24 protein-coding genes, 1 tRNA gene and 1 riboswitch are annotated in these 25,426 nt (G+C 64.5%); of the genes, 8 read left to right on the top strand and 17 right to left on the bottom strand.

Annotation, left to right across the window (positions count from 1 at the left end; translation table 11 throughout):
* Position 1 precedes the first annotated feature (1 nt).
* From AC56LW_RS18295 to ribB, 3 genes are all read left to right on the top strand, one after another.
* A complete protein-coding gene (locus AC56LW_RS18295) occupies positions 2 to 433 on the top strand; it encodes an OsmC family protein (RefSeq protein WP_183556076.1) in 432 nt (143 codons plus the stop codon).
* Positions 434 to 526: 93 nt separating this feature from the next.
* Positions 527 to 940, top strand: a complete 414-nt coding sequence (gloA, locus tag AC56LW_RS18300) for a lactoylglutathione lyase (RefSeq protein WP_332533177.1) — start codon at positions 527 to 529, stop codon at positions 938 to 940.
* A 69-nt stretch (positions 941 to 1,009) separates the two neighbouring features.
* Positions 1,010 to 1,162: riboswitch (FMN riboswitch) on the top strand.
* A gap of 103 nt (positions 1,163 to 1,265) precedes the next feature.
* Positions 1,266 to 1,913: a 3,4-dihydroxy-2-butanone-4-phosphate synthase gene (ribB, locus tag AC56LW_RS18305; RefSeq protein WP_332533178.1), complete on the top strand. Its 648-nt coding sequence runs from the start codon at positions 1,266 to 1,268 to the stop codon at positions 1,911 to 1,913.
* 58 nt (positions 1,914 to 1,971) lie between these two features.
* On the opposite strand, the gene AC56LW_RS18310 is transcribed toward ribB, so the two are convergent.
* The 4 genes from AC56LW_RS18310 to AC56LW_RS18325 all read right to left on the bottom strand — a co-directional run bounded on the left by AC56LW_RS18310 (position 1,972) and on the right by AC56LW_RS18325 (position 5,191).
* Complete coding sequence (locus AC56LW_RS18310) at positions 1,972 to 3,330, bottom strand: TolC family outer membrane protein (RefSeq protein ID WP_499636613.1); 1,359 nt, start codon at positions 3,328 to 3,330, stop codon at positions 1,972 to 1,974.
* Positions 3,331 to 3,369: 39 nt separating this feature from the next.
* The gene (locus AC56LW_RS18315) at positions 3,370 to 3,693 is read right to left on the bottom strand and encodes a rhodanese-like domain-containing protein (RefSeq protein ID WP_258835861.1); all 324 of its coding nucleotides are present in this window, start codon (positions 3,691 to 3,693) and stop codon (positions 3,370 to 3,372) included.
* 10 nt (positions 3,694 to 3,703) lie between these two features.
* Positions 3,704 to 4,357, bottom strand: coding sequence for a protein-L-isoaspartate O-methyltransferase family protein (locus tag AC56LW_RS18320; RefSeq protein WP_258835862.1), 654 nt, complete (start codon positions 4,355 to 4,357; stop codon positions 3,704 to 3,706).
* Between the two features lie 183 nt (positions 4,358 to 4,540).
* A complete protein-coding gene (locus AC56LW_RS18325) occupies positions 4,541 to 5,191 on the bottom strand; it encodes a TetR/AcrR family transcriptional regulator (protein ID WP_332533180.1) in 651 nt (216 codons plus the stop codon).
* 179 nt (positions 5,192 to 5,370) lie between these two features.
* Between AC56LW_RS18325 and AC56LW_RS18330 the strand changes: the two genes are divergently transcribed.
* Positions 5,371 to 5,655, top strand: coding sequence for a YkgJ family cysteine cluster protein (locus AC56LW_RS18330; protein ID WP_499636616.1), 285 nt, complete (start codon positions 5,371 to 5,373; stop codon positions 5,653 to 5,655).
* A 10-nt stretch (positions 5,656 to 5,665) separates the two neighbouring features.
* Here AC56LW_RS18330 and AC56LW_RS18335 read toward each other — a convergent pair whose 3' ends face one another.
* A complete protein-coding gene (locus AC56LW_RS18335; protein ID WP_499636618.1) occupies positions 5,666 to 6,073 on the bottom strand; it encodes a hypothetical protein in 408 nt (135 codons plus the stop codon).
* A gap of 183 nt (positions 6,074 to 6,256) precedes the next feature.
* Between AC56LW_RS18335 and AC56LW_RS18340 the strand changes: the two genes are divergently transcribed.
* Positions 6,257 to 7,090, top strand: coding sequence for an undecaprenyl-diphosphate phosphatase (locus AC56LW_RS18340; RefSeq protein WP_499503947.1), 834 nt, complete (start codon positions 6,257 to 6,259; stop codon positions 7,088 to 7,090).
* Between the two features lie 58 nt (positions 7,091 to 7,148).
* Positions 7,149 to 9,005: a DNA helicase RecQ gene (recQ, locus tag AC56LW_RS18345; protein WP_499636620.1), complete on the top strand. Its 1,857-nt coding sequence runs from the start codon at positions 7,149 to 7,151 to the stop codon at positions 9,003 to 9,005.
* Positions 9,006 to 9,007: 2 nt separating this feature from the next.
* On the opposite strand, the gene AC56LW_RS18350 is transcribed toward recQ, so the two are convergent.
* The 3 genes from AC56LW_RS18350 to trmB all read right to left on the bottom strand — a co-directional run bounded on the left by AC56LW_RS18350 (position 9,008) and on the right by trmB (position 11,763).
* On the bottom strand, positions 9,008 to 9,757 hold the full coding sequence (locus AC56LW_RS18350; protein ID WP_499636622.1) for a LytR/AlgR family response regulator transcription factor: 750 nt from the start codon (positions 9,755 to 9,757) through the stop codon (positions 9,008 to 9,010).
* Positions 9,754 to 10,968: a sensor histidine kinase gene (locus AC56LW_RS18355; RefSeq protein ID WP_499636624.1), complete on the bottom strand. Its 1,215-nt coding sequence runs from the start codon at positions 10,966 to 10,968 to the stop codon at positions 9,754 to 9,756. The genes AC56LW_RS18350 and AC56LW_RS18355 overlap by 4 nt, the downstream gene beginning before the upstream one ends.
* Before the next feature lie 114 nt (positions 10,969 to 11,082).
* Positions 11,083 to 11,763 carry a tRNA (guanosine(46)-N7)-methyltransferase TrmB gene (gene trmB / locus AC56LW_RS18360; RefSeq protein WP_499636626.1) on the bottom strand — a complete coding sequence of 227 codons (681 nt, stop codon included), beginning with the start codon at positions 11,761 to 11,763 and terminating at the stop codon, positions 11,083 to 11,085.
* 154 nt (positions 11,764 to 11,917) lie between these two features.
* On the opposite strand from trmB, the gene AC56LW_RS18365 reads away from it, so the two are divergent.
* Positions 11,918 to 13,033, top strand: a complete 1,116-nt coding sequence (locus tag AC56LW_RS18365; RefSeq protein WP_499636628.1) for a succinylglutamate desuccinylase/aspartoacylase family protein — start codon at positions 11,918 to 11,920, stop codon at positions 13,031 to 13,033.
* Here AC56LW_RS18365 and AC56LW_RS18370 read toward each other — a convergent pair.
* Together AC56LW_RS18370 and AC56LW_RS18375 are read right to left on the bottom strand one after the other, a co-directional pair.
* Positions 13,005 to 13,697, bottom strand: a complete 693-nt coding sequence (locus AC56LW_RS18370; RefSeq protein ID WP_499636629.1) for a DUF6064 family protein — start codon at positions 13,695 to 13,697, stop codon at positions 13,005 to 13,007. The genes AC56LW_RS18365 and AC56LW_RS18370 overlap by 29 nt on opposite strands.
* Entirely contained in the window at positions 13,694 to 14,623 is a 930-nt protein-coding gene (locus tag AC56LW_RS18375) for an aldo/keto reductase (protein WP_499636631.1), read from the bottom strand. Before AC56LW_RS18375 ends, AC56LW_RS18370 begins: the two co-directional genes overlap by 4 nt.
* A 23-nt stretch (positions 14,624 to 14,646) precedes the next feature.
* On the opposite strand from AC56LW_RS18375, the gene AC56LW_RS18380 reads away from it, so the two are divergent.
* Entirely contained in the window at positions 14,647 to 14,970 is a 324-nt protein-coding gene (locus AC56LW_RS18380) for a hypothetical protein (protein WP_499636633.1), read from the top strand.
* 27 nt (positions 14,971 to 14,997) lie between these two features.
* On the opposite strand, the gene AC56LW_RS18385 is transcribed toward AC56LW_RS18380, so the two are convergent.
* The 7 genes from AC56LW_RS18385 to AC56LW_RS18415 all read right to left on the bottom strand — a co-directional run bounded on the left by AC56LW_RS18385 (position 14,998) and on the right by AC56LW_RS18415 (position 25,135).
* Positions 14,998 to 15,071, bottom strand: a tRNA-Gly gene (locus AC56LW_RS18385).
* A gap of 93 nt (positions 15,072 to 15,164) precedes the next feature.
* Positions 15,165 to 16,193 (bottom strand): TraB/GumN family protein, encoded by a 1,029-nt coding sequence (locus AC56LW_RS18390; RefSeq protein ID WP_499636635.1) that lies wholly within the window; start codon positions 16,191 to 16,193, stop codon positions 15,165 to 15,167.
* Positions 16,194 to 16,362: 169 nt separating this feature from the next.
* On the bottom strand, positions 16,363 to 17,898 hold the full coding sequence (locus AC56LW_RS18395) for a UdgX family uracil-DNA binding protein (RefSeq protein WP_499636637.1): 1,536 nt from the start codon (positions 17,896 to 17,898) through the stop codon (positions 16,363 to 16,365).
* Positions 17,895 to 19,124, bottom strand: coding sequence for a putative DNA modification/repair radical SAM protein (locus AC56LW_RS18400; protein WP_332533217.1), 1,230 nt, complete (start codon positions 19,122 to 19,124; stop codon positions 17,895 to 17,897). The genes AC56LW_RS18395 and AC56LW_RS18400 overlap by 4 nt, the downstream gene beginning before the upstream one ends.
* A gap of 108 nt (positions 19,125 to 19,232) precedes the next feature.
* Positions 19,233 to 20,783 (bottom strand): SEL1-like repeat protein, encoded by a 1,551-nt coding sequence (locus AC56LW_RS18405; protein ID WP_499636639.1) that lies wholly within the window; start codon positions 20,781 to 20,783, stop codon positions 19,233 to 19,235.
* Between the two features lie 6 nt (positions 20,784 to 20,789).
* Positions 20,790 to 23,012 carry a putative bifunctional diguanylate cyclase/phosphodiesterase gene (locus tag AC56LW_RS18410; RefSeq protein ID WP_499636640.1) on the bottom strand — a complete coding sequence of 741 codons (2,223 nt, stop codon included), beginning with the start codon at positions 23,010 to 23,012 and terminating at the stop codon, positions 20,790 to 20,792.
* An 8-nt stretch (positions 23,013 to 23,020) separates the two neighbouring features.
* A complete protein-coding gene (locus AC56LW_RS18415; RefSeq protein ID WP_499636761.1) occupies positions 23,021 to 25,135 on the bottom strand; it encodes an HDOD domain-containing protein in 2,115 nt (704 codons plus the stop codon).
* Positions 25,136 to 25,426 lie beyond the last annotated feature (291 nt).

The raw sequence follows: 25,426 nt of genomic DNA on the forward strand, positions 1-25,426 counted from the left end.
CATGACAATCAAACGCGACGGCAGCGCCGTATGGAGTGGTGGCATCAAGGATGGCAAGGGCCAGGTGTCGACCGGTAGCGGCGCACTGAAGGACCAGCCATATGGCTTCAACACCCGCTTTGAAGATGCACCAGGCACCAACCCCGAAGAACTGATCGGTGCGGCGCACGCAGGCTGCTTCACGATGGCACTGTCGGGCCAGCTCGGCCAGGCCGGCCTGACCGCCGACGAACTGCGCACCAAGGCCACCGTGTCGATGGAAAAGGTCGAAGGCGGCTTCTCGATCACGGCAATCCACCTGGAACTGCGCGCGAAGATTCCGGGCGCGAGCCAGGAAGCCTTCGACAAGGCAGCGACCACGGCAAAGGAAAACTGCCCGGTATCGAAGCTGCTGAACGCCACCATCACGCTCGACGCCAAGCTCGAGAGCTGATAGCGGGACTGGATGCGCATCGGGCCCTGTCCGGCAAGGAAACCGTCGAAGGCATAAAATGACGGTCTTTCCGAACCACATAAGGCACACACGATGCGCATCCTGCATACCATGTTGAGGGTCGGCGACCTGCAACGCTCCATCGACTTCTACACCACCGTGCTGGGCATGAAACTGCTGCGCACGAGCGAGAACGCCGAGTACAAATACAGCCTGGCCTTCCTCGGCTACGGCAGCAATCCCGATCACGCCGAACTCGAGCTGACCTATAACTGGGGCACCGACAGCTACGACATGGGCACGGCCTACGGCCACATCGCCATCTCCACCGCTGACATCTACGCCACGTGCGATCAGGTGCGTACGGCCGGCGGCAACATCTCGCGCGAGCCAGGCCCGGTGAAGGGCGGCAGCACGGTGATCGCCTTCATCACCGATCCGGACGGCTACAAGGTCGAGCTGATCGAACGCGCCGACAACGCCAGCGGTGGCGGCCTGAGCAAGTAAGCCTGCCGCCTGCAGGGATCGCGCGGCGCTGCTACAATCGCCGCGCCTGCATCCTGCAGGCACACAACATTACGTCTTCGGGGCGGGGTGCGATTCCCCACCGGCGGTATGACCGGCAACGGTCGAGCCCGCGAGCGCCTGCCCGGCATCATGCCGGGCAGGGTCAGCAGATCTGGTGCGATGCCAGAGCCGACGGTATAGTCCGGATGAAAGAAGATGTGCGCGTTCACGCGCCCGGCCTGCCCTGCCTTGCGTGGGGCAGACGGGCGCGCGGCTGCGCTTTGCCCTGATGCGTTTTTCGCCCACTTTGCGAGGAGCGTTTCACATGCTGGTTTCTACCCATACCCTTTTCAGTCACGACCTGGAAGGCCGCATCGCCGCGGCGCTGGACGCCATGCGCGCCGGTATTCCGGTCATCCTGCTCGACGATTTCGATCGCGAGAACGAGGCCGACCTGATCGTCGCCGCCGAACACATCACCAGTGACACCATGGCCCTGATGATCCGCGAATGCAGCGGCATCGTCTGCCTGTGCCTGCCTGACGAGAAGGTGCGCGCACTTGAACTGCCGCCGATGGCGCCGGACAACGGTAGCCGCTTCGGCACGCCGTTCACGGTGTCGATCGAGGCGCGCCATGGCGTGACCACCGGTGTCTCGGCCGCCGACCGCGTGACCACGATCCGGGCTGCGATCGCGCATGACGCCCGGCCGGACGACGTCGTGCGCCCGGGCCATGTATTCCCACTGCGCGCCACGCCCGGCGGCGTGCTGGCCCGCGCCGGGCACACCGAAGGTTCGGTCGATCTGGCCCGGCTGGCCGGTCTGCAGCCGGCAGCCGTGCTGTGCGAATTGATGAACCCCGATGGCACGATGATGCGCGGCGAGCAGATCGAGCAGTTCGCGCAGGAGCGCGATTTTCCGATCCTGACGATTGCTGAACTGATTCAGTGGCGCAAGGCGCGGGCGCTGTAAAACAAAAAACCCGGTCGCCACTTGCATGGTCGACCGGGCTTGCGTGATGCAGCAGAAATTACTCTACCAGCAAACTGTTCACTGGCGTCAGGTCGGTCTCGCGCAGCGAACCTGCCGCCGCTTTCAGGCGCAAGCCATTGACGATCACGTCATAGCGCGCACGCGACAGGTCGGTGCGGGTCTGGTACAGCTGGCGCTGCGCATTGAGCACGTCGATATTGATCCGCACGCCCACCTGGTAACCGAGCTTGTTCGATTCGAGCGCCGACTGGCTCGACACTTCGGCTGCTTCCAGTGCTTTCACTTGCGCCAGGCCGCTGTTCACGCCCAGGAACGACTGGCGCGCCTGCAGCGCTGCATTGCGGCGCGTTGCTTCGAGATCGTTGCGGGCGCGGTCTTCCAGTGCGATCGATTCGCGCACGCGGCTGGTGACGGCATAGCCGCTGAAGATCGGCACGCTCCATTGCAGGCCAATCGCATTGTTCTTGGTGTCGCCCGAATTGCCCGTGCGGCCGTTGACGTCGCGGCGCGTCGAGCTGGCCACGAGGTCGAGCGTCGGCATGTGGCCGGCGCGGTTGCGCGAGATGTCGCGCGTGGCGATTTCCACCTGGAGCTGGCTGACCGTCACGCCATAGTTCTGGTTCTCGGCCGACGACACCCATGGATCAACCGTGGCCGGCTGCGGCACGGCCAGCGTCGTGCCGGGCTTCAGGGCCGCCAGGTTGCCCGGCGCAGTGCCGATGATGGCTTGCAGCGCATTGCGCTTGTTGTCCAGGTCGTTGACGGCGGCGAATTCCTGCGCCAGCACCAGGTCGTACGCGGCTTGCGCCTCGTGCGTGTCGGTGATGGTCTGGGTGCCGACTTCAAAATTGCGCTTGGCCGATGCCAGTTGCTCCGTGGTTGCTTCCTTCTGGGCGCGGGTTGATTCCAGCTTGTCCTGTGCTGCCAGCACGTCGAAGTAGGCTTGCGCCACGCGCGTGATCAGGTCTTGCTGGGCCTGGGCAAACTGGGCTTCGCCAATGGCTTGCTGCAGCTTGCTCTGCTGATACGTTTCCCAGCGATCCCAGCGATACAGCGGCTGCTGCAACGCCAGCGTGTATTCGTTGGTGCGCAGATTCGAGCCACTGCTGCCGACGATGCCCGGCTGGCCGTTCGGCAAGGTGCCGAGCTGACCCACATTCCATGGGTCGAAGTCACTGTCGTTCTTGCTCAGTGCACCGCTGATGCCAACGGTCGGGAGTAGCCCTGCACGCCCCTGGATGATGCGCTCGCGGCTCGCCGACAGCGAAGCACGCGCACTCGCGTACGTCGCGTCATTGGCCAGTGCCTGCTGATACACCTGGATCAGGTCGGCAGCACCGGCGTTGAGCGAGAAGCACGCGCTCGCAAGCAGCACGGCGATAAGGGGTTTCTGCATTGCTATCTCCACAGGGGTCATCAAGTTTTTGGAATCAGGTCAATACGTCGGCATCGACGGATCGACTTGCACAGCCCAGGCGTGTATCCCGCCCGTCAAGTTGGTTACATTGTCAAAACCATTGCGCTCGAGGAAGGCAGCAACCTGCATGCTGCGCGCCCCGTGGTGGCAGATGCAGACGACCTCGCGGTCATCGTCGATCTCGGTCACGCGCACCGGAATCAGGTTCATCGGAATCTGGGTCGAGCCGGCGATCCGGCACGTCTCGAATTCCCAATTTTCGCGCACGTCGAGCAGCAGCGGCTGCTCGCGCGCCGGATCGGCCAGCAAGGCGGCCAGTTCGGGAGCAGTAATCTGTTGCATCACAGCGTCCTCAGAACGTGAAACCGGACGGCTTCGTTGCGCCCGTCAGCGGCTTGGCGACGGTTTCGAACACGGTGACCGCCTCATGCGCGGTGGCCGAGGTGCGGGTGATCAGCTGGCACGTCATGGCCGGCGCAGCACCGACGATCGCGATCATGCGGCCACCGATTTTCAGTTGCTTGATCAGTGACTCTGGCAGCAGCGGCAGTGCGCCCGACACGACGATCACGTCGTAATCGGTGCCGGTCGCCCAGCCCTGCGCGCCATTGCCCACTTCGACCGCCACATTGGTGATGCCGGCAGCGTCGAGGTTCTGCTTGGCCTGGGCGGCGGTTTCCGGCAGGATTTCAACGCTCGTCACGTGACGTGCCTTGCTCGCCAGCAGCGCTGCCAGGTAACCCGAACCGGTGCCGATCTGCAGCACGTTGTCGCCCTGCTTGACGCCAGCCTCTTGCGCCATGCGCGCTTCGACCTTCGGATTGAGCATGGCTTCACCGCCCGGCAGCGGGATTTCGGTGTCGGCAAATGCCAGGTTCTGGTAGGCCTGTGGCACGAATTGTTCACGCTTGACCACGTGCAGCAGGTCGAGGATATCCTGGTCCAGCACATTCCAAGGACGGATCTGCTGTTCGATCATATTGAAGCGGGCTTGTTCGATATTCATTTCAGTTCTCGGTGGAAAAATAAACAATCCGATATTCTAATCCGTGAACGGTGCTGGAACCTACCTGAATAGGTATCTCGAGGCACATCTTATCGACGCACGCCTTCCCCAGAGGAAAATTGCGACAGTCTGCAGTTTGGAGGGGATGAACGCCAGAAAACCGTCCCTGACGTGAACGGGCGTTCAGCGGGCCGGTTGGCCAGCCGGCACGAGGCCATTGAGGGTGATATCGAGGAAGGCGTCGAGGAAGGCTTCGGGATGCAGGTCGCAGCGCTCGCACGGGGCGATGGTGTGTTTCCAGGTGGACAGCATCAGCATCGGCGCGATCAAAACCTGGGTGGTCTGGGGAATATCGATCGCGCGAAACTCGCCGCGCTGCACGCCGCGCTCGAGCATGCTGGAGATCATGCGCATGCCGCGGCTCATGACTTCGGTTTGATAAAAGCGGGCCAGTTCAGGGAAATTATCGGCTTCAGCAAAGATCAGCTTGCTAATGCCGGACGCCTTGGTCGCGCCCACCCGATGCCACCACGACAGGATCACGCTGCGCAGCAGGTCGGCACTGTGGCCTTCGAATTCAGCGACCGAGATTTCGGCCTGGCCCAGCATCGGCACGATACTCTGGCGCACGACGGCCTTAAACAGATCTTCCTTGTTGGTGTAATACAGATACAAGGTGCCCTTGGAGACACCGGCGCGCTTGGCCACGTCTTCCAGGCGCGTGGAGGCAAAGCCACGCTCGACGAACAGCTCGACGGCAGCCGAAAGCAACTCCTGCGGCCGCGCTTCCTTGCGACGTTCCCAGCGTGGCTTGCTGTCTGTTTGGCAGTCCATTTTCCCACTCAGAAATTATCTAAGGAACAACCAATATAGACCCGTCATGTTGCTGCCGTCAAGCGACCGCTGCGTAACTAAAAATATATTATATTTAGCCACAATAAGTAGTCAATGCATCATCTGATGCTGGCGTCGCGGTCCGTTGTATACTCGCGGTCTGCTACTTTTCAAACGCCATGCTGTCCACTCCCGCCCCCTTCCAGTGCCGGCCGCAATGCGGCGCCTGCTGCACCGCCCCGTCGATCACCAGTCCGATCCCCGGCATGCCCAATGGCAAGCCGGCAGGCGTACGTTGCGTGCAATTGGGAGAGGACGAGCGTTGCCGCATCTTCGGTCAACCCGAGCGGCCGGCCTTTTGCGGCGGACTGCAACCGTCGTACGAGATGTGCGGCGATACGCGGACGCAGGCGATGGTCTGGTTGAGCGAGCTGGAACGGCTGACCGCGCCCGAGCGCGTGTAAACGCGGTGGCTTAAACCGCTGGCTTGCCGCGTGCCTGTTGCACACGCTGGAACAATCCGCCAAGCGTCAGGCCGTCGTGCCAGATGTCGCTCAGCAAGACACCATAGCGTTCGCGCACTGCGCGTGCCAGCGGTTCGATGTCGGTGGCGTCGGGCATCCAGCGCGTTGGCCTGGCGGCGCGCACGACATTGAGTACCGGGTCGTCAGGGCGCAAATGCAAACGGTCGCAAGCGCCAAAGGCGCAGGCCGAGCCACATACGGCGAGGAAATCGCGGATGTCCTTGCGGGATGCGGAAGGGAAAGAACTGCGCCACGCCCGGCCCTGGAAAGGCCGGTAACGCAGGGCGTTGGGCAACTGCCAATCATGAAATGCTACCCAGGCCAGCGCAGCAAGAATGAGGACAAGAAAAAGACTCATGGCTTTGAGTGTAGCACGCGTTTTTACGCATGACACATCTTTACAGCGAGATTAAAACGGCCCCGATGCCATCCGCGGCAGCTCGTACGGTTCAGTTAGCCCAACGGCAGCCCCCGCGCTCATGGTAAGCTTTGCCCCCTCGCATGTACCTCCCACAGTTCACTTCCACAGCACAAAAACACCATGGATATCGTTCTCGCCATTAAGGCAATCATCATGGGCCTGGTCGAGGGTTTCACTGAATTCCTTCCGATTTCGTCGACCGGCCACCTGATCCTGATGGGCAGCTTGCTCGATTTCACGGGTACCAAGGCAACTGTTTTCAAGATTGTCATCCAGGCCGGCGCCATGCTGGCCGTGGTCTGGGAATACCGTGCGCGCATCGCGAAGGTGTTCGCCGGACTGGGCGCCGATCCCGTCCAGCAGCGCTTTGCGCGCAATGTCGTGATTGCATTCTTCCCTGCCGCGATTGCTGGCGTGCTGTTCAGCGCGGCCATTACCGAAGTGCTGTTCCACCCGATTCCCGTGGCCGTTGCCCTGGTGCTCGGCGGTATCGTCATCCTGTGGGTCGAACACCGCAACCGCCAGAACCCGAAGGCCGCGCGGGTCGAGACGGTCGACGACATGAGCATGCTCGATGCGCTCAAGGTCGGCTTCGCGCAAGCCTTCGCGCTGATCCCGGGCACCAGCCGTTCGGGTTCGACGATCATCGGCGGCATGCTGTTTGGCCTGTCGCGCAAGGCAGCCACCGAATTCTCGTTCTTCCTGGCCATGCCGACGATGCTCGGCGCCACGGTCTATTCGATCGCCAAGGAGCGCGACCTGCTGTCGATGGCCGATGTGCCGCTGTTTAGCCTGGGCTTTTTCTCGGCGTTTATTTCCGCATTCCTGTGCGTGCGCTGGCTCCTGCGCTACATCAGCACGCACGACTTCACGATCTTCGCCTGGTACCGTATCGTATTCGGTATCCTGATCCTCGTGACCGCCCAATTCGATCTGCTTACCTGGGCGGACTAAACTTGCAGCATCAGCCGGTCCAACACACAGCTTGAACACTCTGTCCGACATTGAACGTATGAATTCAGACACCGGCGCCGACATGGTCACCGACACTGGCGCCGACCTCAGCGCACGTGCGCTTCACGTGCTCGAGACCGTCTTCGGCTACCCCGCGTTCCGCGGCCAGCAGGGCGAAATCGTCGAGCACGTGGCCAGTGGCGGCGACGCGCTGGTCCTGATGCCCACCGGCGGCGGCAAGTCGCTGTGCTACCAGATTCCCGCGCTGCTGCGCGACGGCGTCGGCGTGGTCATCTCGCCGCTGATCGCGCTGATGCAGGATCAGGTCGATGCGCTCGAAGAAGTCGGCGTGCGCGCCGCGTTCCTCAATTCGACCCAGACGTTCGAAGAGGCGATGCGCATCGAGCGCCTCGTGCGCACCGGCGAAATCGACCTGGTCTACGTGGCGCCCGAGCGCCTGATGACGCAGCGCTGCCTCGAGCTGTTCGATGCATCCAGGATCTCGCTGTTCGCGATCGACGAAGCGCACTGCGTCTCGCAGTGGGGCCATGACTTCCGCCCCGAGTACATCCGCCTGTCGATCCTGCACGAGCGCTTCCCAAACGTGCCGCGCATCGCGCTCACGGCGACGGCCGACCAGCAAACGCGCGCCGAAATCGCGCTGCGCCTGCAACTGGGCGAAGCGCGCCAGTTCGTCTCGTCGTTCGACCGCCCGAACATCCGCTACTCGATCGTCGAGAAAGCCAACGGCCGCAAGCAGCTGCTCGACTTCATCGCCGGCGAGCACTCGGGCGACTCGGGCATCGTCTACTGCCTGTCGCGCAAGAAGGTCGAAGAAACCGCCGACTTCCTCAACGAAAACGGAATCCGCGCCATGGCATACCACGCCGGCATGGAATACGCGGTGCGCGCCAAGAACCAGGCGCGCTTCCTGCGTGAAGAAAACATCGTCATGGTTGCCACCATCGCCTTCGGCATGGGCATCGACAAACCCGATGTGCGCTTCGTGTGCCACCTCGACCTGCCCAAGAGCATCGAGGGCTATTACCAGGAAACCGGCCGCGCCGGCCGTGACGGCGGCCCCGCCAGCGCCTGGATGGCCTACGGCCTGCAAGATGTGGTGCTGCAGCGCCGGATGATCGACGAATCCGAGGCCGACGAAACCTTCAAGCGCGTGCTCTCGATGAAGCTCGACGCCATGCTGGGCCTGTGCGAAACCCTGTCGTGCCGCCGCATGCGCCTGCTCGACTATTTCGGCGAACGCTCCGGCCCATGCGGCAACTGCGACACCTGCCTGATCCCGCCAGTGAGCTTCGACGGCTCGGTGCCGGTGCAAAAGCTGCTGTCCACCATTTACCGGGTCGACCAGCGCTTTGCCGGCGGCCACGTGATCGACGTGCTGCGCGGCGCGACCACCGAGCGCATCACCCAGTGGCACCACGACAAGCTCACCGTGTATGGCGTGGGCGCCGACCGCAGCGAGCAGGAATGGCGCGCCATCCTGCGCCAGGCCATTGCGCTTGGCCTCGTCACGGTCGACCACGACGCGTTCAGCTCACTCAAGCTCACCGACGCCGCGCGCCCGGTGCTCAAGGGCGAGCAGACGGTGCAGCTGCGCCAGTACCAGAAACCGGTCAAGGCCAAGCGCCCTTCCACGTCACGCTCGACGTTCGAGGAAGTGGAGCTGTCGCGCTCCGAGCAAGGCATCTTCGAGCGCCTGCGCTCGTGGCGCATGGGCACCGCGCGCGAGCACGGCGTGCCGGCGTATGTCGTGTTCCAGGATGCGACGCTGCGCGAGATCGCCAAGGTCAAGCCAACCTCGATCGACCAGCTGCGCGGCGTGACCGGCGTGGGCGAGAAAAAGCTCGTGTCGTATGGCGACGCGATCGTCGCGATCATCAACGAGATGCTGTAACGCTATTCGCGAAACAGGTGCGTGAAACTGCGGCTGACGGGCAGCACTTCGCTGCTGCCGCGCAGCAGCACCTGCATGCGCTCGGCGTCGATGCGCTCGGCGGCGCGGATCGCCGTCACCTTCACGACCGTGCCGCGATGGATCTGCCAGAAACGGTCGGCATCGAGCCCGCCCAATAAATCCTTCAGCGGGATGCGCACCAGCGCTTCCGATCCTTCCAGCACCACGCGCGTGTACTTGGTATCGGCCTGGAAGAACAGCACCTCCTCGACGTCGATCAGGCGAATCTGCTTGCCCACACTGGCCTTGAGCCACTTCAGTTTTTCGCGCGCCGGCGCGGGCGACGCCGCCTTCACTTGCCGGACGACTGCGCTGACATCCATCGGCTGGCCGTCGAGTTTTTCGCGTAGCCGCGCCAGCGCTTTATCCAGGCGGCCCGGCTGGATGGGCTTGAGCAGATAGTCGACGGCGCCGGCGTCGAACGCATCGACGGCGTACTGGTCGTAAGCGGTGACGAACACCACGTGCGCCTGGCGGCCGATGCGCTCGGCCACTTCCAGGCCCGACAGGCCGGGCATGCGGATATCCAGAAACACCACGCGCGGCGCATGCTCCAGATAGGCGTCCCAGGCATCGAGGCCATTGTCGACCGCCGCGACCACCTGCGCCTCGGGCCAGGCCAGCGCCAGCATGCCGAGCAGGCGCTCGCGCATCAGCGGTTCGTCTTCGGCAACCAGAATCGTGACTGTCATTGCGCGTCCTTGCGGGGGATGAGGAGTTCGGCCAGCAGGCCAGGTTCGGCTTCGCTTAGCACCAGGCTGGCGCTCTCGCCATACGCCAGGCGCAGACGGCTGCGCACATTCTCCAGGCCCGTGCCGTTCCCGGGCGTATCGCTCATGCCCACGCCGCTGTCATGCACCGCGATGCGGATCCGGCCGGCATCTTCCTGCGCGGTGACGGTGATGGCGCCGCCACGCAGGGACGGCTCGATGCCGTGCTTGATCGCGTTCTCTGCCAGGGTCAGTACCAGCATGCTGGGGACCTGGGTGGCGGCCAGGCTGGTGGGGAGATCGATCCGGAACCGCAGGCGCTCGCCCATCCGGATCTGCATCACGGCGAGGTACGATTCGACCAGGCCGAATTCGGTGGCGAGGCTCACCTGCTCGCAGCGCATGTCGCTCATGCTGGCGCGCAGGAAATCGATCAGGTGCGCCGTGAGTTCGGCGGCGCGCGGCGCTTTCTCTTGCGCCAGTTGTTGCACGGCGCCGAGGGTATTGAACAGGAAGTGCGGTTCGATCTGGGCGCGCAACAGGCGCAGCTGGGTTTCGCTCAGTTCGCGGGCCAGGCGCGCCTGTTCGGCGTCCTGCTCAAGCTTCAAGGCGAGCAGCGCATAGTGGCGATTGCGCACCGTCGCCAGCACGAAGCCGGGCAACACCACCAGCACCAGGACGCCGAAACCGCTCAACATCAGCACCCTCGGCGCCGACTCCAGCAGGCGCGCCCAGGAGCCCCCCCGAAAAATCATGGCCACTACCGAGCCGAACAAGCCACCCAGCATCCCCAGGAGGATGGTATTGGCAAGCAACTTGCCTCCGCGCAGCGAATACTTTTCATGGTTGAACCAGATCCCGACCAGGGCGGTCAGCACACCCAGCCCGACGCCATTGGCTGCCACGACAGCCCCCAGCATCGACAGCTTGGGCAGAAACGCCATCTTGACCAGCGCGCCGAATATCGAAAAGACCAGACACAGCTTGGCAAGGAGGCGTACCAGCGCCCAGCCACGGTAGGTTACCGAGATGCGATACACCTCCTGGCGCTCCATGTGCGACAGCTTTGCAGCCTTGCACGCCATGGCGCGCCGCCATCCGGCTGGCGCCTGGTCAGCCAGGCCAGGCGTCTTCAACACCGCCAGCAGCTCCTGTTCCCACTCTGTCCACCAGTTCGCGACGCATCCCCACATGGCTTCCTCCGTTCTCGTCAATGTATAGCAACGAGACCAGTCTGGGGAAGAACCGCTGCCATGGACAGCGGCGCGTGACGAACGACGAAGGGATTGGTGCGAACGACGACTTCTTTATTTGCGCGTGAAGACCAGGTCCCACACGCCGTGACCGAGCTTGATGCCGCGGTTCTCGAACTTGGTCAGCGGACGATAGGCCGGCTGCGGCGCGTAGCCGTCGGCGGTATTGGTCAGTTCGGGCTCGGCGCTCAAGACTTCCAGCATCTGCACTGCGTAGTCTTCCCAGTCGGTCGCCAGGTGCAGGTAGCCGCCAGGGGCCAGCTTCTGGCACAGCAGCTTGACGAATGCCGGCTGGATCAGGCGGCGCTTGTTGTGGCGCGCCTTGTGCCAGGGGTCGGGGAAGAACACGTGCACGCCGTCGAGCGAGCCGTCGACGATCATGTGGTTCAGCACCTCGAAGACGTCATGCTGGATCAGGCGCAGGTTGGCGATGTCCTGCTCGCCGATCTGCTTGAGCAGGCTGCCGACGCCCGGCGTGTGCACTTCGACGCCGATGAAGTCCTTCTCGGGCATCAGCTTGGCGATATGGGCGGTGGTGTCGCCCATGCCGAAGCCGATTTCCAGGATCACCGGCGCGGTGCGGCCGAAGGCCTGCGCCACGTCGAGCGGTTCTTTCTTGTACCCGATCAGGAACTTGGGGCCCAGTTCATCGAAGGCCCGCGCCTGCGCGGTCGACAGCCGGCCCGCGCGCGTGACAAAACTGCGGATGCGGTGTTCGGTGGGATCGTACAGCATGGACCGCGCCGGGCCATTGTTGGGCTTATCAAGAGACATGGGATGTGGGGACGAAGAAAGTGAAGAGGAAAATGCGGCTGTCATTATAGCCGACGCGCCGCGCCGCCCGGATCGGCCATAATCGCGTCTTCACCCAGCTTGCCGGAGTCTGTCCATGCATTCCACGAAACACCCGATCGCCACCGACGAGCATATCGCCGCCGTCAACCTGACCTCGTTCCATTACGGCGCGCCGGGCAGCGGCAAGAAGGTCTACATCCAGGCCTCGCTGCACGCGGACGAAGTGCCGGCCATGCTGGTCGCGCACGTGCTGCGCCAGGAACTCGAGCGGCTGGATGCGGAAGGCCGCATCCAGGGCGAGGTGATCCTGGTGCCGGTGGCCAATCCGATCGGGCTGGCGCAGGTAATCCACGGCGCGCCGTTCGGGCGCTACGACCTGGCAACCGGCACCAACTTCAATCGCGCCTACCGCCACGTGGCGCAGGATGTGATGGCGGGAATAGCCGGCCAGCTGGGGCAGGACGCCGCCGCCAACGTCGCGCTGATCCGCGAACATGCACGGCGCTCGGTGGCAAACTGGGAGCCTGGCAACGCGACCGCCGTGCTCAAGAAAACGCTGCTCACGATGGCGATCGACGCCGACATCATGCTCGACCTGCACTGCGATACCGAGGCGGTGCTGCACATGTACGCCGGCACGCCGCTGGTCGAGGCAGTGCTGCCGCTGGCCGCGCTGATGGAAGCGCGCGTGCTGCTGGTGGCGACGGAATCGGGCGGCGAACCGTTCGACGAAGCCTGCGGGCGCCTGTGGTGGGACCTCGCGCGTCACTATCCGGATGCTGCAATTCCGCCGGCCTGCGTGGCCGTCACCGTCGAACTGCGGGGCGAGAACGACGTCAATTACGACTACGCGCGCAAGGATGCCGACGCGCTGCTGCGCTATCTGGCACACCAGGGCGTGCTGGACATCCCGGTTGGCAACATGCCCGCCTACGCCTGCGCGCCGACACCGCTCGACGCGGTCGAACCGCTGACCGCGCCGCATGCGGGCGTGCTGGTGCTGCGCAAGACGCTGGGGGACCGGGTCGAAGCGGGCGAACCGATCGCGGACATCGTCAATCCGGTCAGCGGGCAGGTCACGCCGGTGGCGGCGAGCCGGCCGGGGTTGCTGTTTGCCTGCACGGCGCACCGGCATCTGCTGCGCGGGATGCACGTCTGTAAAGTGGCCGGGACGGACTCGTTCAGGATCGGAGATTTGCTGTCGAGTTAAGGTCGTGCGGTGTTTTGCTGCGCATGACTCGGGCAAGTACGGCTGTCAATGCGAGCGCCGGTAGCAGCCATGCATGGTTGATCTTCAACTCCATCAGTGTCGCGCCGCTGACCAGGCACCAGCTCACCGGGATCAGCCAGAAGATTGCAGGGGCACGCCATGCGAGCAGCACGCCCAGGGTGGCGGCGACCGTGGGATCGGGGACGATGCCGAAGACTTCTGCCTGGCGCCATGTGCCGTTGTCGCGCGCCAGCGCCAGCAAGGGATAGGCGCAGATGGCCAGGCCAGAAAGACCGAGTGTTAGAGGTTGCGGTGCTGGCGCTGCGTTAGCGACGTTAGCTGGCCTGTACGCGAGCCAGCACAGCAGCAGCGCCTGCACGGCAAACGCCGCAGCAAAATACGGCGCTGCGGTGTTGATCTCGGCATAGCGCTCCAGATGATACGCCCATGCGACCCAACCCCAGGCGGCGGCCAGCACCAGCGCCGCTGATCGTTGCAGGTGCTGGCGTGGCCGCGCGATGACGCCGAGCACGATGATGCCCGCCACCAGCGCCAGAAAATGTGCAGGCCAGATCGCTGCGTTGTAGCTCTCGATGAGCCGGTAGTAGCTGCGGCTTGAAAACATCAAAAAATCGGACAGCGAATACGTCCACCACTCGCTCATGCCAGCCTTTCGACATCCTGCGCGATGCGCTTGCGCAGCGCCTCGTCCGGCATGCGACCGGTGCCGGCCAGCAGATTCTCGCGCACATGCACGACGCTGGACGTGGCCGGAATCGCACACGTGACAGCTGGATGCGACACGATGAACTTGAGCAGCGCCTGCGCCCACGTCGTGCAGCCGATATCGGCCGCCCAGCCAGGCAACGGCTTGCCGGCCAGCGCCTGCGTCAGGTCGCCCTGGCGAAATGGCCGGTTGACGATCACGCCGATCCTGCGCTCGCGCGCCAGCGGCAGGATGCGCTGCTCGACGTCGCGATCGAGCGCGTTGTACGAGATCTGCACGAAGTCGATCGGCTGCGACGCCATGATTTTCTCGATCTCGGCGTGGCGCCGGCCTTCGGACGTGGTGATGCCGACGTAGCGCAGCCGCCCTTCCCGCTTCATCGCCAGCAGGATTGGCAAATGCTCTTCCCACGACAGCAGGTTATGCACCTGCAGCAGATCGAAGCGCGGCACGCGCCACAGCTTGCGCGATGCTTCGACCTGCGCCACGCCACGCGCGCCGCCGCTGACCCAGACCTTGTCGGCCGCAAACAGCCGCGCAGGTTTGAGGGTTTGCACGGCCTCGCCGATCACGTCCTGGGCCGAGCCGTACATGGGTGACGAATCGACCAGTCTGCCGCCACCGGCAAAAAACTGGCGCATCACGTCGACCGATTCACGGCGGCCTTGCGGGTCGCGGCCGACATTGAAGGTGATCCAGCTGCCAAGGCCAATGACGGGGAGTTGTTCACCGGTCGAAGGGATCGGACGCGTGAGCAAGTGCGCGGGCGGTGCAGCAGCCAGCAGAGGTGACAGGGCCAGTCCGCCCGAGGCGGCAATCATGGACGCCAGCAGATGACGGCGTGATGGGGAGGTCGGTGGCATGCAGAGCGCTCCTTGCTTGGACGGTGAAACGCAAGGCTACATCGGCGCGACTGAACGTGGCGCAGCGCTACACGGTGGGATGCTGGGTCAGGCAGCGTCTACACTACATCATCGCCGCAATCCGACAAGCACGTGCCGCATCCAGTTTGAACGAAGCAAACGCCGAGGAAGTCAATGCCATGCCAAATCTCAGACCTGGAACGATCGTTCCGACACCGAAAGAAGATGCGGAAATTACAGCGGCAGCGATGGACGACCCTGACGCGCGTCCATTGTCCGATAATGAGTGGGAGCTGGTGAAGCCGATACGCAGCGGCGATGTGCCTGTCGATTTGAGGAAGTCTTGAACTCAGGCGTTCGCGTTAGGTCATGATTGGAGCGGGTGAAGGGAATCGAACCCTCGTCGTAAGCTTGGGAAGCTTCTGCTCTACCATTGAGCTACACCCGCGTTGCCAGCATTCTACGCGCGTTTGCGAAGGTTTGACAAATTCCCAACCGAAGTGCGCGCATGCTGCTCACCAGCCATGCGCGCAGCATCACATCATTCGGGCGCCTCGACCTCATACCCCTTCGCCGCCAGCACCGCAATCACGCCTTTCGGATCGAAAATATCGTCCATCGACAACAGCGCAAACGTCGATGCATTGGCAGCAAGTGCTTTCTCGGCCGACGCAATCCACTTCGCATGCGAGCGCGCCTTCACGTTCTTCCATTCAGGCTCCGTATCGAGCGCGGCGCTGTTCATCAGCGCGCCGAAACACGCCTCCTCGCGTTCGGCGTAGTTCAGCTTGCGCATTTCATCCACGTCACCCTTGGCCCAGGCGTTGGCGCGCGCCGTTGCGCCGTCGAGATCCTGCTTCAGTGTGGCCATCGTTGTCCTCAGGCAGGCGGCGTCAGCCAGGTTCGACTTCTTGAAGTTCTTGATCAACGCGCGCGCATTGTCCGTCGGTAGTTCAACCTCCGTCGACGTCTGTTTCAGCTCACTCTTCTTGATCAGGGCGAGCAGCTGCTTGCGCACCGCATAGCCGTTGACCAGGCCCGCCTCCTTGCGCGCCGCTTCCGTCAACGCCTGCGCGGCAAAGATCGGCCGCTCGCGTTCGACGTCGCTGTTCTCGGGCAGGTAGGTTGCCTTGAGCGTGCTCCACTGCGCATAATCTGCCTGCGGCAGCACGTCACGCAGCTGCGCGCCATCGGGATTCTTGCGCACGCCGATCAGGCTCGGCAGCAGCGTGACCATTTTGAAAAAGCCCGGCTTGGCTGTGGCGCCCGGCGGCGCCAGGTATTCCTGCGAATTCCTGATGACGTTTTCCACCTGCTGCGAACGCCACGTCATGTTCTTCGGCAGCGGCGCATAGGTGCCGAACACCCACAGCACATGATCGCCCTTCTTCACCTTCCACATGCCGGGGCCGGGCCGTTGGGCGACGACGTGGATCTGTTCAGGCGCAGGTTCGACCGCGTCCGTGGTGACAACAGCGGCAGGCGGAGCACCGGCCCCGTCAAGCGACTGTGCCCATCCAGGGGCAGCCAGCAACGACAAGCACAGTGCGGGAACGACGAGTGGGCGCATGAAGATATCCTGTTGTGAAAGTGGCCAGAAGCGTGCGCCGATTATGCGGCGGCCATCGCGGCGATCACAAGGACTTTCGAATGCATACGCAAGACGCAGTGTGCGGACAAGGATGGCCTGGGAGGGGTGCCAGCCCGCCTCCGCACGCGTCACGATATCGCGACGTGGATCAGTTCTCGCCAGACTGCTCAAGCAGCGACTGCGCCACCCGCAAGCCCTCGACCATCACGGCAAACGCCTCGTGCTTGGTCGCTTCGTCCGGCACGCGCAGCACGTAGGACGGGTGGTAGATCGTCACCACCCACGCGTCGCCATGGCGCACCGGTTGGCCGAGACTGTCCCTGAGCGTCACGTTCCCCTTCTGCAGCACCGATTTCAGCGCAGTAGCGCCCATCGCCACGATCACCTTCGGCTTGCGGGTAGCGATTTCTTTTTCGAGCCAGTAGTGGCAGGCCTCGATTTCTTTCTGCGCCGGCGTCTTGTGCAGGCGTCGCTTGCCGCGCGGCTCCCACTTGAAATGCTTGACGGCGTTGGTGATGTACACGCCCTGGCGGTCCACCTCCGCCTGCGCAAACACGCGATCGAGCAACTGGCCCGCCGGACCGATGAACGGCTGACCGGATAAATCCTCCTGGTCGCCCGGCTGCTCGCCGACGAGCATGATCTGCGCGTGGTCCGGTCCGATGCCGCCGACGGCCTGCGTCGCGTGCTGCCATAGTTCGCAGCGCCGGCATTCATCGAGCTTCGATGGCTGCTCGCGGTCGGGCTGCGCTTTCTCGGCCGCGATCGGGATCGTCGTGCCGCGGCGCTGGCCCACCTCGGCGACCTGGCCGATGCGGCGCGCGCCCAGGCCGGCCTGGCTGACCATCGACGGCACCAGCGCGCCCTCGGGCAGGTTCTTCCAGAAGCGCGACGGCACATGGCTTTGCATGACTTTGGTGTTCAGGCGCGCTGGGTTGAAGATGCTGCGGTAGTAGGTCAGCCACAGCGCCTCGCCGTCGTCTTCGAGGTCGGCGGGGCCGGACATCAACGGCCCGGCGTCGTGCAGCGTGGCGCCATCCCACAGCACGCTCGCCTCCGGTGTGGCGATCATCCAGGTCATCTTGCCCATGCGGGCAACGAAATGTTCGGCCACCTGCGGCAGCACGTCGTGCGCGGGTTCGAACCAGGCGACAAATTGCGGCGGCCCGGCCTCGATCGGCCGTTCGCGAAAGCGGATATACGCAAACATGTCGTGCACCTCGCGCCGCACGGCCTTGACCATCGACGTCAGCCGCGCGCCATCGGGGTCGGCAGGCGACTGCACATCGTGCTCGCCCTGCTGCCAGCGCCAGACCACACGGTACAGGAAGGCCCAGCGGTCATGGTCGCGGTAGCAGGCGGCGGTTTGCAGCATCTCCATCAGGGAGCGCGGGACTTGCGGCCTGGGCGTGGCTTGTGCCACCCGTTCGGCAGGCGGTGCAGCGAGAAGGTCGCCAGTCGGCTGCACCGTCTCCAGGGCCGATGCGGGCGCTGCCGGCGCGCTCGAAAACAAATCGGCACCGGGCTCGCCCCACGTCACCGCCTCGGGCGGCACGCCGGCGCGCAGCAGGGCGCGGGCCGTGGCACGCCACTCGACGAACGAAGCCACCAGCAGCGGCTGCCCCGCGCGGACCGCGGCGACGGCCTCGCTGGCGACGACGGCTGCGCTGGCCGCGCGGGTCATGCTGCCTGCAGCTCCGGCCACAGATTCATCTGCTGCGGCGCGTCGGCCATGTGCTTGCGCAGCAGGTCGGAGCTGGTCGCGCCCTGCGCCGGCTTGTAGTCGGCGGTGACGACGAACGGCGCCAGCTTTTTCAGGCTGCAGCGCAGCCGCGATAAATCTTCCCAGCGGATGCGGCGAATGCGGCGCAGATCCGCGATGCGCTTGGCGTTGCGCAGGCCGATGCCGGGGATGCGCGCAATCAGCGTCGCATCGACGCGGTTCAGGTCCATCGGAAACTGGTCGCGGTTCGACAGCGCCCAGGCCAGCTTGGGATCGATGTCCAGCGCCAGGTTGCCTGTCTGCGGCATGATCTCGCCAGCCGTGAAGCCGTAACTGCGCAGCAGGAAATCGGCCTGGTACAGGCGGTGCTCGCGCAGCAGCGGCGGTGGCGCAAGCGGTACGCTCTTGGGGCTTTGCGGGATCGGGCTGAACGCGGAGTAGTACACGCGCTTGAGTTTATAGCTGCCGTACAGCGTCTCGGCCGTGTTGAGGATCGTGTGGTCGTCGCTGGCATCGGCCCCGACGATCATCTGCGTGCTCTGGCCAGCCGGCGCGAATGCGGGTGACCTTGGCTCTTCGGCTTTTTCATCGAGCTTGCGCCGGATGGAGCCCATTGCCAGCTTGATCGTGTGCACGCTCTTTTCGGGCGCCAGCTTGGTCACGCTGTCGTGCGTGGGCAGCTCGATGTTGACTGACAGCCGATCGGCCCAGCGTCCCGCTTCGGTAATCAGGAGCGGATCGGCATCGGGAATCGTCTTGAGGTGGATGTAGCCGCGGAAGTTGTGCACCTCGCGCAGGGTGCGCGCCACGGCCACCAGCTGCTCCATCGTGTAGTCGGCCGACTGGATGATGCCGGAGCTGAGGAACAGGCCGTCGATGTAGTTGCGCAGGTAAAAATCCTGCGTCAGCTTGACCACCTCGTCGACCGCAAAGCGCGCGCGCGGCACGTTCGACGTGCGCCGGTTGATGCAGTACTGGCAGTCGTAGATGCAGAAGTTCGTGAGCAGGATCTTGAGCAGCGAGACGCAGCGGCCATCGGGCGTGTAGCTGTGGCAGATGCCCATGCCGGTGGTGGCGCCCAGGCCGTCCTTGCCCTCGGAGCCGCGCTTGGGCGCACCGCTGCTGGCGCAGGATGCGTCGTACTTGGCCGCGTCGGCCAGGATTTCGAGCTTGTCGTTGAGTTCCATCGGACGCCCGTGGCTGTATGGGCATACAGTATAGCGTGGCGTGTCATGACAGAGGGTGCGGCAGCACACCCGTGCGCGGGTGGCGCCGGTTCAAAGCCGGGACGTTAGTTATGCGTGCAGCAAGCTTTCGGCCAGTGACAGCTGCTGCGCATCCATGCGGCGCGCGGTGCGGGCCAGGTAGTCGCGTGCCGGCCGGATCCCGGCGCCGCCCGCCCGATGCAGCCACGCATACGCTTCGACCAGATCGCGCGGCGCGCCCTGTCCCGCCGCATACATCACGCCCAGGTTGAACTGGGCCCGCGCGTGGCCCTGGCGCGCTGCGCACAGGTACCAGAAATGGGCGGCTTCGTAATCCTTGTCCGCGCCCTTGGCGCAGTCGTAGCGCAGCCCCAGTTCGAACTGCGCCAGCGCGTGCTTCTGGTCGGCCGCCTTGTGCAGCCAGTCGGTGGCTTCCGCCGGGTCGCCCAGATCGAGCCGGTCGAGCAGCGTGGCCACCATGTACTGGGCCGCCGCGTAACCCTGCGCTGCAGCGCGCCGGTACCACCCGAGTGCCTGCACGCTGTCCTGCGCTGCGCCGATGCCGTTTTCGTGGCGCAGGCCCAAGTCGAACTGCGCGCGCAGGTGGCCCTGCTCGGCCGCCTTGCGGTACCAGGCGGTGGCCTCCACCGCATCGCGCTCGACGCCGTTGCCGGTGTCGAGAAGCTGCCCGAGGTGGTACTGCGCCACCGGCAAGCCCTGCTCGGCCGCACGGCGGTACCAGATGACCGCCTGCGCCGCATCCTGCACCACGCCCTGGCCGTGCTCGTGGCGCATGCCCAGGCTATCCTGCGCGCCCGCATGGCCCTGCTGCGCGGCGCGCCGGTACCAGATGGCGGCCAGTGCATCGTCCTGCGGCACGCCGTGGCCCGTGTCGTACATCAGCGCCAGATTGAACTGCGAGCTGGCATGGCCCTGGATGCCCGCGCGGCCGTACCACAGCATCGCCTGTTCGCCGTCCGCTTCAACGTCCTGGCCCTTGTCGTAGCGCAGGCCCAGATTGAACTGGGCCGGCGCGTAGCCCTGCAGCGCGGCCTTGCGCAACCACTCGAGCGCCTGCGCCGGATCGCGTGCCACGCCCTGGCCGCTGTCGTAGCGCAGGCCGAGGCTGTACTGCGAACGCGCGTAGCCCTGGGTGGCCGCGCGCCGGTACCAGTCCAGGGCCGCATCCTGGTCCTGCGCCACGCCCTTGCCGGTGTCGTACATCATCCCGAGATTGTGCTGGGCGCCCGGTTCGCCCTGTTCTGCGGCGAGGCGGAACCAGTGCAGCGCGCGGCCCACGTCCTGCGCCACGCCCTGCCCCTTGGCGTACAGCCAGCCCAGGTTGTACTGGGCCAGCGCGTAGCCTTGGCTGGCGGCGCGCTCGTACCAGTGGGCGGCCAGCATGAAGTCCTGCGTTACGCCCTGGCCCTTCTGCAGCATCACGCCGAGGTTGTACTGGGCCTGCGCCAGGTTGGCCGTGGCCGCAAGCCGGTACCAGCGCACTGCCAGTTCATCGCTTTGCGCCACGCCCTGGCCGTTCACGTACATGAAGCCCAGGCTGTGCTGGGCTTCAGCGACGCCACGCTCGGCCAGTCCTTTCACACGCAGGAATTCGGCGCTGTACAACGACGTGTCGGGCATGCCCACTCAGGCCAGCACGGCGCGCAGGTTCGATCCGGGCCGGGTGCGCAGCGCCACCATGAAGTCGCCCAGCGAAATCGGGCGGTAGAACAGGTAGCCCTGCATCGTCATGCAGCCGTTGGCACGCAGGTAGCGCGCCTGTTCCTCGGTCTCGACGCCTTCGGCGATCAGGTTCAGGCCCAGGCCGCGCGCGATCGAGATGATCGCCAGGATGACCGGATAGTGGCCGTCTTCCTCGTGGATCTCCTTGACGAACGATTGGTCGATCTTGATCGTGTGGATCGGGAAGCGGTGCAGATACGACAGCGACGAGTAGCCGGTGCCGAAGTCGTCGATCGCGATCGACACGCCCAGCTCGCACAGTTTGTTGAGCTGCTCGATCGCATACTGCGGGTTGCGGATGCAGATGTTCTCGGTGATCTCGACTTCGATCTGCTGCGGCGAGATCGCGTAACGCGCCAGGGAGCCGCGCATCTTTTCAAAGAAGTCGCCGCGGTCGAGGTATTGCGGCGACAGGTTCAGCGAGAGCCGGATGTCGCTGCCGCCGACGGCATTCCAGCGCAGCATGTCGCGGCACAGCGCGCCGATCATCCAGTCCGAGATCGGCAGCATCAGGCCGTTTTCTTCGGCGAACGGCAAAAATTCACCGGCCGACAAGCGTCCGCGCGTTGGATGGTTCCAGCGCATCAGCGCTTCGGCGCCCGTGATGTTGCCGGTCATGGCGTCGATCTGCGGCTGGTAGAACATCTCCAGCTCGTCGTGCTCGAGCGCGCGGCGCAGCGCCTGCTCCAGCGCGATCTTCTGGTGCGACACTTCGAGCATCGAGTCGTGATAGAAGCTGTGGCCGTTCTTGCCCAGCGCTTTCACCTGGTACATCGCGATGTCGGCGTGGCGCAGCAGTTCGTCGATCGATTCACCGTCTTTCGGATAGATCGCGATGCCGATCGAGGCAGAGATGTGCACTTCGTGGCCATCGAGATCGAACGGCAGTTGCAGGCAGGTGAGGAATTTATCGGCGACCATGCGCGCGTCGTCGTGGCTGACCAGTTCAGGCAGCACGATGGTGAATTCGTCGCCGCCCTGGCGCGCCAGCGTGTCACCCTTGCGCAGGCATTCCTTCAGGCGGCTGGCCGCCTGCTGCAGCAGTTCGTCGCCCTTGACGTGGCCGAGCGTGTCGTTCACGAGCTTGAAGCGATCGAGGTCGATGAACATCACCGCGAGTTCGGTCTGCTTGCGCTTGGCCTGGATCACGGCCAGCCCCAGGCGGTCCTTGAACAGGATGCGGTTCGGCAGGTCGGTCAGGATGTCGTGGTAGGCCTGGTAGGCGATGACTTCCTCGGCGCGCTTGCGGTCGGTGATGTCGCGCGCCACGCCGTAGGTGCCGAAGAACTCGAGCTTTTTCACTTCCTGGTCCGGCACGTGCATGCCGATCGCGTTCAGCGAAATCGTCATCAGCGTCGTGTTGAACGTGCGGTCGTTGCTGGTGTTGCCATTCCCGCCCCGGCACTTCAGGCGCAATTCGACGTTGCGCGACGCACGTTCGTCGATGCGGCGTTCGTTGAACACGTAGCGCGCGCGTTCCAGGTCTTCTTCGTGCACGACGATCGAGTAATGCTTGCCGATCAGCTCTTCGCGGGTGTAGCCGAGCAGCTGGTAGGCGCGGTCGTTGACGAACGTGAAGCGGCCTTCGTGGTTGAGCGTATAGATGATGTCCGGCGACGAGTCGACGAGGTAGCGGTACATCTTCTCGGAGTTCTCGAGCTGGTTCGCGATGCGCGCGTTTTCCAGCGCCAGGCGCCGGCGCCCCAGTGCATTACTGACGGTCGAGAGCAGCTCTTCGCGGCTGTACGGCTTGCGCAGGTAGCTGTAAGCGCCGCGCTTTAGCGCGCCGATCGCGGCATCGATGCCTACCTCGCCGCTCATCACGATCACGTCGGCGTCGATTCCCTTGTCGTTGATGAAGTCCATGATCTCGTGGCCGCCGATATCGGGCAGGCGCAGGTCGAGCAGGACCAGGTCGAAACGCTGGCGCGACAGCTGCGCCAGCGCCTCCGTGCCGGATGCCGCGGTCGTGAGGCGGTAGCCGCGCCCCTGCAGCAATTCGTGCAGTGACGCCAGCAGGCGGGGTTCATCGTCGACCAGCAGCAGGCGTGGCTGGCTGTCGGCGTCGAGTGTCGGGGAAAATGGGGAGGGTTCACCAGGGAGCATGGTGGCAGGGTGCGCGTGCATGGTGAGGGTCAGGCGGAACCGAGCGCGCGCGCCGGCAGCGCGAGCGCCTTGCCAGCGCCGGTGTACGCCGGCAGGAGTATTTCAAACGAGGTACCGGAACTGGCGCTGCGGCAGGCGATATGGCCGCCCATCTTCTTGACCAGGCCATGAACGATCGACAGGCCCAGGCCGCGCTTGCCGCCATCGAGCGCGCCTTCCTTGCTGCTTTTTACGGGCATGAACAGGTTGGCCAGCACCTCGCGCGACAGGCCCGGGCCATTGTCGTTCACGCCCAGTTCGACGTACAGGTGGCGCTCACGGTTGACGTGGCCGCGGTTGACGACCTCGATCCGGCCGCTGTTCTTGTGCTGTGGCCCGAATGCTTCGACCGCATTCTTGATCAGGTTCACCAGGATCTGCTTGAGCACATCGGGGTCGCCCTCGATCGCGCTGTCGCCATCCATGTGCGCCACGATCTGCACGCCGCCCGGCACGAAGCCGCTAGTGCGGAACAGGCGCAGCACATCGTCGACGACGCGGGCGGCATCGACCGGCCGCAGGCCGGCATCCGGCACCTGCGGTTCGGCCAGGGAGCCGATCAACTGGCCCACGCGGTCGATCTCTTCGTTCAGGATCGACAGCTCGCCGCCCACCGGTTCCTGGCGTGCCAGCTTGCCGTCCAGGATGCTCAGGTAATTCTTGATGATCGCCAGCGGGTTGTTCACTTCGTGCACCACGCGGCGCGACGCGTCGCGGAATTCTTCGGCCACGTTGGCCAGTTGGCGGCGCGCGTGACCGCGTTCGAGCAGCAGGTTCTCGAGGGCGCCGGCGGCCTGCGCGCCGAAGGCCTGCATGAACCGCTCGCGGCGCTGGCAATGCGGCAGCTGCCAGGCCGGCACGCCGCCAATCAGCACGCCCAGGCAGCGCGCGCCGGCCACCAGCGGCACCACCACCAGGCTGTCGGTGCCAAGGATGCGCAGCAGCTGCTCTTCGGCCAGGCCAAGCTGCTGGCGGTTGCCCCCCACGAATGCAGGTCGGCGCTCCAGTGCGCTGCGCGCCACGGGGCCGCCCTTGGCCAGCGACACCGAGAAGTCGGCAATGCGCGCCACGCCCGGCGCAGGGGCGCCCGACAACAGGTGGCCGGTGGGGTTCTCGAGCAGCACGACGGCGCTTTCGAAATCGAACAGGATGCGGGCGGTGCGCGTCATCGCGTCGAGCAGGCCCGACTCGCCCTGCTGGCGCGCCAGGGTCTGGCCGACCTCGGACACCAGCACCATATTGCGCACTTCTTCGTTCAGGCGCTTTTGCACCGGGTCGACCGGCGGCGGCGGCGCATAGGCCGATGGCTGCGGGATGTCGTCGGCGCCCGTCAGATCGATGCCCAGATGCGCGGCGGCCTGCTCGACCTGGCGCGCGGCGCCGTCGATCAGGTGCGCCGTGCGCACGGCGTCGATCCCGCACAGCGCGCAGGCGTCCAGCACCATCGTCTCGTCGTGCGCGTGGCAGGTCAGCACATGCGCCAGGCGCACGATGCGGATCAGGAGATGACTGCCTTCCAGGCGGTCGCCCGGCTCGTGGTGGTACAGCACTGCATCGGCCAGGAACGAATCGAGCTGCCAGCGCTCGATCAGCCAGGCGCCTGCTTCGGCGTGGGTGATCTGGAGCGTGCGCTGCTCGACCGCGCACAGGTCTTCGTCATCGAGCGCGGTAAAGTTGAATGCGTATTCCTTGGGCGCGGCGGCCAGCAGCGCCAGGCGGCCGACATTGTGCAGCAGGCCCGCCAGATAGGCTTCTTCGGGATGCACGTAGTCGAGCATGCGCGCCGCATCGCGCGCGATCACGGCGGCCGTCAGGGAGTTTTTCCAGAACGCGCGCAGGTCGATGCTGCCGGCATGCGGGAAGCTGTTGAAGGTCTGGAACACCGAATCGCTGATCACGAGCGTCTTGATCATGTCGGTACCCAGTGCCACCAGCGACTGTTCGAGGTTGGCGCTGCGCGTGCTGCGGTGGTACGCCGAGCTGTTGGCGACCGCCAGCAGTTTGGCCGTCATGCCGGCATCCTTCGCAATCAGCGCGGCGAGTTCCGGCATGCCGAGATCGTCGGCCTGCAGGTGCTCGATCAGCTTGACCAGGATCTGCGGCATGGCCGGCAGCCGGGCGATCAGCAAGCGATTGCGAATATCCTGATCGGATAGGAGCGTATTATCAAGCACGGCCGCCACTTGTCGAAGGGTTCTGGTAGGTGGCGATCGCGCCCGAACAGGCATGCCACGTCGCCCTGCACTTCAGTGCATGGAACAGGCGAGAGGTCTGCCAACTGCTCCAGATGATAAAAACGTATCGTAACATATATACATTTCTGATCAGGAACAATAGTTACGGGAATACTCGTTGCAACGGGCTTCCTCAGGGCGTAAACACAGCCATACTCCAAA

The organism is Telluria sp. LT2P80 (assembly GCF_059685955.1).

What these genes read in the sequence shown, in the direction of transcription:
- AC56LW_RS18295 (WP_183556076.1), top strand. Translation starts at nt 2, where the DNA reads ATGACAATCAAACGCGACGGCAGCGCCGTATGGAGTGGTGGCATCAAG.
- gloA (WP_332533177.1), top strand. Translation starts at nt 527, where the DNA reads ATGCGCATCCTGCATACCATGTTGAGGGTCGGCGACCTGCAACGCTCC.
- ribB (WP_332533178.1), top strand. Translation starts at nt 1,266, where the DNA reads ATGCTGGTTTCTACCCATACCCTTTTCAGTCACGACCTGGAAGGCCGC.
- AC56LW_RS18310 (WP_499636613.1), bottom strand. Translation starts at nt 3,330, where the DNA reads ATGCAGAAACCCCTTATCGCCGTGCTGCTTGCGAGCGCGTGCTTCTCG.
- AC56LW_RS18315 (WP_258835861.1), bottom strand. Translation starts at nt 3,693, where the DNA reads ATGCAACAGATTACTGCTCCCGAACTGGCCGCCTTGCTGGCCGATCCG.
- AC56LW_RS18320 (WP_258835862.1), bottom strand. Translation starts at nt 4,357, where the DNA reads ATGAATATCGAACAAGCCCGCTTCAATATGATCGAACAGCAGATCCGT.
- AC56LW_RS18325 (WP_332533180.1), bottom strand. Translation starts at nt 5,191, where the DNA reads ATGGACTGCCAAACAGACAGCAAGCCACGCTGGGAACGTCGCAAGGAA.
- AC56LW_RS18330 (WP_499636616.1), top strand. Translation starts at nt 5,371, where the DNA reads ATGCTGTCCACTCCCGCCCCCTTCCAGTGCCGGCCGCAATGCGGCGCC.
- AC56LW_RS18335 (WP_499636618.1), bottom strand. Translation starts at nt 6,073, where the DNA reads ATGAGTCTTTTTCTTGTCCTCATTCTTGCTGCGCTGGCCTGGGTAGCA.
- AC56LW_RS18340 (WP_499503947.1), top strand. Translation starts at nt 6,257, where the DNA reads ATGGATATCGTTCTCGCCATTAAGGCAATCATCATGGGCCTGGTCGAG.
- recQ (WP_499636620.1), top strand. Translation starts at nt 7,149, where the DNA reads ATGAATTCAGACACCGGCGCCGACATGGTCACCGACACTGGCGCCGAC.
- AC56LW_RS18350 (WP_499636622.1), bottom strand. Translation starts at nt 9,757, where the DNA reads ATGACAGTCACGATTCTGGTTGCCGAAGACGAACCGCTGATGCGCGAG.
- AC56LW_RS18355 (WP_499636624.1), bottom strand. Translation starts at nt 10,968, where the DNA reads ATGTGGGGATGCGTCGCGAACTGGTGGACAGAGTGGGAACAGGAGCTG.
- trmB (WP_499636626.1), bottom strand. Translation starts at nt 11,763, where the DNA reads ATGCTGTACGATCCCACCGAACACCGCATCCGCAGTTTTGTCACGCGC.
- AC56LW_RS18365 (WP_499636628.1), top strand. Translation starts at nt 11,918, where the DNA reads ATGCATTCCACGAAACACCCGATCGCCACCGACGAGCATATCGCCGCC.
- AC56LW_RS18370 (WP_499636629.1), bottom strand. Translation starts at nt 13,697, where the DNA reads ATGAGCGAGTGGTGGACGTATTCGCTGTCCGATTTTTTGATGTTTTCA.
- AC56LW_RS18375 (WP_499636631.1), bottom strand. Translation starts at nt 14,623, where the DNA reads ATGCCACCGACCTCCCCATCACGCCGTCATCTGCTGGCGTCCATGATT.
- AC56LW_RS18390 (WP_499636635.1), bottom strand. Translation starts at nt 16,193, where the DNA reads ATGCGCCCACTCGTCGTTCCCGCACTGTGCTTGTCGTTGCTGGCTGCC.
- AC56LW_RS18395 (WP_499636637.1), bottom strand. Translation starts at nt 17,898, where the DNA reads ATGACCCGCGCGGCCAGCGCAGCCGTCGTCGCCAGCGAGGCCGTCGCC.
- AC56LW_RS18400 (WP_332533217.1), bottom strand. Translation starts at nt 19,124, where the DNA reads ATGGAACTCAACGACAAGCTCGAAATCCTGGCCGACGCGGCCAAGTAC.
- AC56LW_RS18405 (WP_499636639.1), bottom strand. Translation starts at nt 20,783, where the DNA reads ATGCCCGACACGTCGTTGTACAGCGCCGAATTCCTGCGTGTGAAAGGA.
- AC56LW_RS18410 (WP_499636640.1), bottom strand. Translation starts at nt 23,012, where the DNA reads ATGCACGCGCACCCTGCCACCATGCTCCCTGGTGAACCCTCCCCATTT.
- AC56LW_RS18415 (WP_499636761.1), bottom strand. Translation starts at nt 25,135, where the DNA reads ATGCCGCAGATCCTGGTCAAGCTGATCGAGCACCTGCAGGCCGACGAT.